Below are 6,300 nucleotides of genomic sequence, written 5' to 3'. Positions count from 1 at the left end.
CCGTGGTGAACGGCGACGACACCGATCTTGCCACCTCGTTGACGCGAGCCGACCTCATGGCGATGCCCGAAGTTCCCCTTCCGAAGCCATAGGCCGATATGGCCGATCATCCCGTCACGCCCGACGGCCGCTACCTGGTGGTGCGCGAACGGCTCTGGCGCCGCGCGAATCCCGCGCTCGGTACCAGCGAAAGTGAACGGCTGGTGCAGAGCCTCATGACCGCGCGGCGCGCGGTCGCGGCGACAAAAATGTCCGGCGATGCGCTCGCGCTGCGCAAGGCGCGCGCCGGCGTCGATGCGAGCAAGCGGGCGCTTGGCGAGCGCGGTCCGGTCTGGTGGACCGACGGCGCTCCCGACTATAACCGGCATATGGCGCGCAACACGCCTTATGCCGACTGGTTCGCGGCGCAGTCCAGGGAAGGTCGCTGATGCCGATTACGCTCGAAGGCTCCTGCCATTGCGGCGCAGTGACGTTCACGGTCGAAAGCAATACGCCGGTGCCTTATCAGCGCTGCTATTGTTCGATCTGCCGCAAGCAACAGGGCGGTGGCGGCTATGCGATCAATCTGGGTGCCAATGCGGCCTCGCTCAGGGTCGAAGGCGAGGCGAAACTCGGCACCTATCGCGCACGGATCGCCGATGCGGAGCATGAGCGCTGCGAGCTTTCCGGCGGAAGGCGGCGGTTCTGCAAGGACTGCGGCACGGCGCTATGGCTCTACGACCCCGCCTGGCCCGATCTTGTGCATCCGTTCGCGAGCGCGATCGACACACCCCTGCCGGCGCCTCGATCTTCGGTGCATCTGATGCTCAAATATAAGGCGGACTGGGTCGCGCCCGATATCGCGCCGGCGGACGAGAGCTACGCGCTCTACCCGCCATTATCGATCGCCGAGTGGCACCGGACGAACGGCGTCTGGATCGACTGATCCACCCGGCGCCGCGTGCCGTTTTCCGGATGCCGCCGCACGCGGGACTCGGTCTCGCGCCTGTCCGTCGCAACGTCGCCGCTTGCCCTTCCTCGCCCGGACCGCGCCGCGCGACGCGATCGCCATCGGGCAAGCAGCTTTTCTTAGCGCCATGCGTAATATGCCACGAGGCATTTTACCGGAGGCAAGCTCATGGAGACGCCGTGGATGATCGCAGGCGGGCTGGCTGCGGCGGCGATCGCCGCAACCGTGGCGATCGCGAAGCTGCGCGCGCATCGGCGCGCCTCGAACCGGCTGATTTGGAGGCAGTGGCGACGTGTTTGATCTCAATTCCACCCCCGCATCGGGCGGTCGCGAGACCGATTTTCACCCGGCGCTTCGCGTCGCCGAGGCTCCGCCGGCCCGGGATCGGATCGGCGAAATCGCCGACTGGGTGCTGGCGAACGTTCCGTGGACGGTCCCGGTCCCCGACTGGCCATGCTTTCACGATCGCTGGCCGCTGCTGTCGCGGCGCGACCTTGCAGCGGTGGAAGCCGAACTGCAGCGGCGCGGCGCGGCGCTCGATGCCCCGGGCGCCGATCTGGACGCAATGGCCGCGCGGCTGACGGGCCGCACGACCTGTTGCGCCGCCGCAGCCGACTGGCTCACCCTGAACCCGGCCGCCGCCATCACCGATCCCGAATTCGTCCGGCGATTCAGCCTGTTGTCGCGCGCCGAACTGATCCTCGCTGCGATCGAGCATCGGCGCCGCATCGTCGAGCGCTTGTCCGGAGGGAAGCCGCGCGCGACCCGGTAGGCGCGCGCCGGCCGGCCGGCGATATCAGGACGTCCCGAGGCCGGACCGATCCTGCATGGCACGCAGCCACAATCGCCCGAGCTCGAGATCGATCCAGTCGGCAGCGAACGGATCGAACCCCGATCCGGGGTACAGGCAAAATTCCCCGAACCGGGGCTTTCCGTCGACCTCGTAGAAGTCGACACGCAAAAACGCCGTATCGCGGGCCAGTGCTTCGGCTGCCTCGAGCATCGCGGCAAGCGATGCCGGTGCCGGTGGCCGGTCGGCACATGCCACCAGCTGTCGCCAGCCACGGTCGTGCAGGATCCAGCGGTGGCGGCCGCCGCGATCGAGATGGACCTGCACATGTGTCGCCGTCCCGCCGAACACATAGATCTTATAGTCCACGGGCAGCGGGAGCGCGCCGCCCAACAAGGGCTCGGCGATCAGTCCGCGCGGGACGCCCCGATAGGCCCATTCGTCGAGCCATATCCCGTAAGGCCTTCGCTGCCAGCGCGCGGCCGTGCGCTGGAGGCGGCGCCATTCGCGCGCGCTCGGCAGATCGCACAGCACCGCATATTGATTGCAGCCGTGCCGTGCCTTCAAAATGGCGGGCACGTCGAACGGGAGCGATGCCGGCAGCGCTTGCCCGTGCCACAGCGTCGGGATGATCCACTCCGTCCCGAGGCGCGCGGACACCATGGCCTTCACGCCGAGCTTGTCGAGGAACTGCGACTGTCGCGGCGAGCGATCGGTGAGCTTTCGCCGCTGTACCAGCTCGGTGAAGCGGGTCGGCGCGTCGAGGTCCGGATAGCGGCGGTGCCGCCACAGATAGCTTGCGACGACGCGCCACCGCGCAAGCGACGATCCGGTCTCGGCCGCCGTGCCGTCGGCATCGCCGACGAACGGTATCGCGCGGTCCATCGCCGTCATGGCCGGGCTGCTCCCCGCTGCCGCCCCGTCATGACGCGATATCGTCCGTATCGACCTCGTCGGTATGAACCTGGAAGGATATGACGCGCGCCGGGCCAAAGGCGGTGGTGAGCGCGGTATCGGTTGCGTCGCGCCCGCGCGCCATCAGGATGCGTCCGATGCGCGGCCGGTTATGCCGCGCGTCATATGTATACCAGTCGCCACCGATATAGACATCGAACCAGGCCGAAAAATCCATGGGAGCATCGACCGGCGCGATGCCGATATCGCCCAGATAGCCGGTGCAATAGCGCGCGGGGATATTCATGCAGCGGCATAAAGTTACCGCGAGGTGCGCAAAGTCGCGGCACACGCCCTGCCGCTCCTGATAGGCGTTCCACGCGGTCTTGTCCGGGCGCGCATGTTCGTAGCCGAAGACGATATGGTCGTGAACGAAGGCGACGATCGCATCGACCCGGTCGCGCGCCGAGGCGAGATGCGCGAACTCGGCCCAGGCCACCCCCATGAGCCGGTCGGTCTCGCAGTAGCGGCTGCCGAGCAGATAGATGAGGATGTCGTCGGGCAGATCCTCGACCGGGGTCGGTGCCGCATCGGGCGCGCGCGCGTCGACGAGCCCGCTGTCCTCGATCACGAAATCGGCGGCGAGCGTCACCCCGCCCGCGGGCACCGTCAGGCGCGTGCAGATGTTCCCGAAGCTGTCTTCATAATTGTAAATGGGAATGACGGGAGACGTCTCGATCTGCTGCGGGGTCTTGAGGTCCTTCTGGCGGGACGGATGGATGCTGAGCATCGCCATCATCGGCGTCGGGTTCGCGGTCTCGAAGCGGATCTCGTATCCGGCCCTGATCAACATCTGGCAGCATTCCTTGCAACGTGGGTCCGGCCCGAAGCGGCGATATCGGTCTCGCCCGCGGCGGCATCGCCGAACTCGACGTCGACGGCGACGTCCATGCCGATGTAACTTGCGGGATAGCCGCTCCAGCTGCCCGAGAGCGGCACGGCCTGGTACGGATCGCGCGCGACCGCGACGCGAACAAGCCCCCGGTTTCCGACAATGCCGTTGGTCGGGTCGAACTCGATCCAGCCCGATCCGGGCAGAAAGACGCGGACCCAGGCGTGGGTATTGCCGCCGCCGACGCGCCCTTCGCTGCGGCCGGGATTGTAGACGTAGCCCGAGACGAAACGCGCGGCGAGACCGAGCGCGCGGACCGCCTCGATCATCAGCACCGCGAAATCGCGGCAGGTTCCTTGCCGGCGAGACAGCGTCTCGATCGGGGACTGCGTGCCCTTTTCATGCCGCGGCACATAAGTGAAGCTGCGCTTGATCGTCGTCGCCATGTCGGTGAGCAGGCCCAGCGTATCGGTCGGACCATGATCGTTCAGAAACCCGTTCGCCCATTTGTCGACGATGCGGCCGACGTCGAGATATCCACGCTCGATCGAGCGAAGCAGGTCGGGCATGTCTTCCGAGGCATAGGTGAAGGGGAAGTGCCGGGCATAGTCCTCGATGTCGATCCGGTCGCTCGCGAGGGGCGCGTGATCGAGTGTCATTTCGCTCACCACGCGCAAGGCGTTCGCGCGCTTGTCGAACAGCGCGATCGCGACCGAATTGCCGAGCACGTCGTGCAACCATCGCAGCTCGCAAGGATGGGGTGAAATGAGAAGATCCGCTTTCACGAGACGCTGGTCGAAACTCTCGCGCGGGCGCATCATGATCCGGTGCTCGCGGAAGGCGACGGGCTGGCGATATCTATATTCGGTCGTATGGCGGATCGTGAGCCGGGGCATGGGAGACTTTCGTGATGTCGCTGTCGGACAGCCTCTTGCTCGCAGACGAACCGGCGCCCGCTCAGTGGGTCAACGCAGGCGGACGCGCTCCGTTCCTCCTGCTCGGCGATCATGCCGGCAACGCGATTCCCCGCGCTCTCGGCACGCTGGGCCTGTCCGGACAGGATCGCGAGCGCCACATCGCTTGGGATATCGGAGTTCATGCGCTCGGCATCGCGCTCGCCGAGGCGCTCGACGCGCCCTTCCTCTTCCAGCCCTATTCGCGGCTCGTGATCGACTGCAACCGCGACCCGGCGCACCCCGAGGCGGCGCCGGCCATGTCCGACGGCAGCGCAATCCCGGGCAATCGCCGGCTTCAGGCCCGTGACCTTGCGGAGAGGATCGCGGCAATCCACGCCCCCTATCATGCCGAAATCGCGGCGGAGATCGCGCGGCGCGGCGCGGCGGCGCGACCGACGATCCTGCTCGCGCTCCACAGCTTCACGCCCGCGCTCGGCGGCCGCGCCCGTCCCTGGCACGCTGGAATCCTCTACGATCGGGGCGACACACGATTTGCCGAGGCACTGCTCGCGGGACTGCGCGCGCAAGCCGACCTCGTCGTCGGCGATAACGAGCCCTACCGCATGGATGCCACCGACTTTAGCGTCCCGCACCATGCCTATCCGGCCGGCCTCCCTTATGCCGAAATCGAGGTCCGGCAGGACGGTCTCGAAATGCCCGCCGGCGTCGAGCGCTGGTGCGAGATGCTGCACCGCGCCTGCACGGCAGCGCTGCCCTCCGTTATCGCCTGACCGGCTTATCCGTTCACCGCAGACCCGGGAACGGAGCGCGCCGGACGCGCGTTCAACAGACGGCGGTTTTCGACGCCGACGGGATGGAGCAGGATGCAGGCACAAATCGTACCGGACGGCGGCCGGATCAATCGCAGCAGTGTGGACGCGATGCGCGCCTGGTCGGCGATCCTCGGCGTTACCCAGGTCGAAATCCTCGTCGCGGTCGCCGCGGTCGGTCCCCGATATCAGGATGTGCAGGCTTATCTCGCCGAAGATTTCTGCTTTTCGAGCCGCGAAGGCGAAACCGCGCTGGCCCCCGTCCCGCCCGAGGCGAGCAGTCTCGCCGCCTGACGGCAACGCCCAGGCATTATGATCACACGGCCGTTTCGCGCCGATGTCCACGCGGGTGCCAAAGGGGACATGAGAGCGCGGCGTTTTCCGGGGCGCCCCCGACGATCGCAACGACCGTCATTGTTGCGCGCCGGCGTCGCCGGCGTCCGCGGGAGCGCGCGCCCGGCGGCGCCCCGCGCGCGCTGTTCCCGGCGCGCGCTCAGTCGGCGTGCGCCGGTGCGTCGGCGACGGCGGTTATGATCGCGTTGCAGAAGGCATCGAGATCGTCGGGACACCGGCTCGTGATGAGGTTGCCGTCGACGACGACGGCTTCGTCGACCACATCGGCGCCTGCGTTCGCGACATCGGTACGGATCGATTTGTAGCTCGTCATGCGGCGCCCTTTCGCAAGGCCCGCCTCGATGAGAAGCCAGGGTGCATGACAGATGGCGGCGACGGGCTTGTCGGCCGCTGCGAAGCCTTTGATCAGCGCGATCGCCGCCGTCTCGACGCGCAGAAGATCGGGATTGATCTGTCCGCCGGGAAGAACCAGCGCATCATAATCGTCGATGTCGACGTCGGCGATCGCGAGATCGACCTCGATGTCGTCGCCCCAGTCATCTTCGTCCCAGCCGGTGATCTCGGCCGTGTCGAGCGAGGCGATATCGACGGTGGCGCCCGCCTCGCGCAGCCGCGCGAGCGGCACCTCGAGTTCGGACTGTTCGAAGCCATCGGTGGCCATGATCAGGATGCGATGCGCGGCGAGAGGGGTCGAG

At 67.1% G+C, this 6,300-nt stretch carries 10 protein-coding genes; 6 read left to right on the top strand and 4 right to left on the bottom strand.

What is annotated here, in order from left to right:
- The first annotated feature begins 98 nt into the window (after positions 1 to 98).
- The 4 genes from VGD20_RS20355 to VGD20_RS20340 all read left to right on the top strand — a co-directional run bounded on the left by VGD20_RS20355 (position 99) and on the right by VGD20_RS20340 (position 1,721).
- Complete coding sequence (locus tag VGD20_RS20355) at positions 99 to 428, top strand: hypothetical protein (RefSeq protein WP_331136193.1); 330 nt, start codon at positions 99 to 101, stop codon at positions 426 to 428.
- Positions 428 to 925, top strand: a complete 498-nt coding sequence (locus VGD20_RS20350) for a GFA family protein (RefSeq protein ID WP_331136192.1) — start codon at positions 428 to 430, stop codon at positions 923 to 925. Before VGD20_RS20355 ends, VGD20_RS20350 begins: the two co-directional genes overlap by 1 nt.
- Positions 926 to 1,117: 192 nt before the next feature.
- The gene (locus tag VGD20_RS20345; RefSeq protein WP_331136191.1) at positions 1,118 to 1,249 is read left to right on the top strand and encodes a hypothetical protein; all 132 of its coding nucleotides are present in this window, start codon (positions 1,118 to 1,120) and stop codon (positions 1,247 to 1,249) included.
- Positions 1,242 to 1,721 (top strand): hypothetical protein, encoded by a 480-nt coding sequence (locus tag VGD20_RS20340; RefSeq protein ID WP_331136190.1) that lies wholly within the window; start codon positions 1,242 to 1,244, stop codon positions 1,719 to 1,721. The genes VGD20_RS20345 and VGD20_RS20340 overlap by 8 nt, the downstream gene beginning before the upstream one ends.
- A 24-nt stretch (positions 1,722 to 1,745) precedes the next feature.
- On the opposite strand, the gene VGD20_RS20335 is transcribed toward VGD20_RS20340, so the two are convergent.
- From VGD20_RS20335 to VGD20_RS20325, 3 genes are read right to left on the bottom strand one after another with little or no spacing between them, the layout of a single operon-like run.
- On the bottom strand, positions 1,746 to 2,633 hold the full coding sequence (locus tag VGD20_RS20335) for an ATP-grasp fold amidoligase family protein (RefSeq protein WP_331136189.1): 888 nt from the start codon (positions 2,631 to 2,633) through the stop codon (positions 1,746 to 1,748).
- Positions 2,634 to 2,661: 28 nt separating this feature from the next.
- The gene (locus VGD20_RS20330) at positions 2,662 to 3,486 is read right to left on the bottom strand and encodes a transglutaminase family protein (protein ID WP_331136188.1); all 825 of its coding nucleotides are present in this window, start codon (positions 3,484 to 3,486) and stop codon (positions 2,662 to 2,664) included.
- Positions 3,480 to 4,421: a transglutaminase family protein gene (locus VGD20_RS20325; protein ID WP_331136187.1), complete on the bottom strand. Its 942-nt coding sequence runs from the start codon at positions 4,419 to 4,421 to the stop codon at positions 3,480 to 3,482. Before VGD20_RS20325 ends, VGD20_RS20330 begins: the two co-directional genes overlap by 7 nt.
- A gap of 14 nt (positions 4,422 to 4,435) precedes the next feature.
- On the opposite strand from VGD20_RS20325, the gene VGD20_RS20320 reads away from it, so the two are divergent.
- Complete coding sequence (locus VGD20_RS20320; RefSeq protein WP_331136195.1) at positions 4,436 to 5,212, top strand: N-formylglutamate amidohydrolase; 777 nt, start codon at positions 4,436 to 4,438, stop codon at positions 5,210 to 5,212.
- Between the two features lie 93 nt (positions 5,213 to 5,305).
- Positions 5,306 to 5,545: a DUF3606 domain-containing protein gene (locus VGD20_RS20315; protein WP_331136186.1), complete on the top strand. Its 240-nt coding sequence runs from the start codon at positions 5,306 to 5,308 to the stop codon at positions 5,543 to 5,545.
- A gap of 199 nt (positions 5,546 to 5,744) precedes the next feature.
- On the opposite strand, the gene VGD20_RS20310 is transcribed toward VGD20_RS20315, so the two are convergent.
- On the bottom strand, positions 5,745 to 6,300 hold a 556-nt coding region (locus tag VGD20_RS20310), incomplete at its 5' end, for a type 1 glutamine amidotransferase domain-containing protein (RefSeq protein ID WP_414714604.1).

The organism is Sphingopyxis sp. (assembly GCF_036402335.1).
GTDB lineage: Bacteria > Pseudomonadota > Alphaproteobacteria > Sphingomonadales > Sphingomonadaceae > Sphingopyxis.
This window is presented reverse-complemented; position numbering and strand designations above follow the sequence as displayed.

What these genes read in the sequence shown, in the direction of transcription:
- VGD20_RS20335 (WP_331136189.1), bottom strand. Translation starts at nt 2,633, where the DNA reads ATGACGGCGATGGACCGCGCGATACCGTTCGTCGGCGATGCCGACGGC.
- VGD20_RS20350 (WP_331136192.1), top strand. Translation starts at nt 428, where the DNA reads ATGCCGATTACGCTCGAAGGCTCCTGCCATTGCGGCGCAGTGACGTTC.
- VGD20_RS20345 (WP_331136191.1), top strand. Translation starts at nt 1,118, where the DNA reads ATGGAGACGCCGTGGATGATCGCAGGCGGGCTGGCTGCGGCGGCGATC.
- VGD20_RS20355 (WP_331136193.1), top strand. Translation starts at nt 99, where the DNA reads ATGGCCGATCATCCCGTCACGCCCGACGGCCGCTACCTGGTGGTGCGC.
- VGD20_RS20320 (WP_331136195.1), top strand. Translation starts at nt 4,436, where the DNA reads ATGTCGCTGTCGGACAGCCTCTTGCTCGCAGACGAACCGGCGCCCGCT.
- VGD20_RS20330 (WP_331136188.1), bottom strand. Translation starts at nt 3,486, where the DNA reads ATGTTGATCAGGGCCGGATACGAGATCCGCTTCGAGACCGCGAACCCG.
- VGD20_RS20325 (WP_331136187.1), bottom strand. Translation starts at nt 4,421, where the DNA reads ATGCCCCGGCTCACGATCCGCCATACGACCGAATATAGATATCGCCAG.
- VGD20_RS20315 (WP_331136186.1), top strand. Translation starts at nt 5,306, where the DNA reads ATGCAGGCACAAATCGTACCGGACGGCGGCCGGATCAATCGCAGCAGT.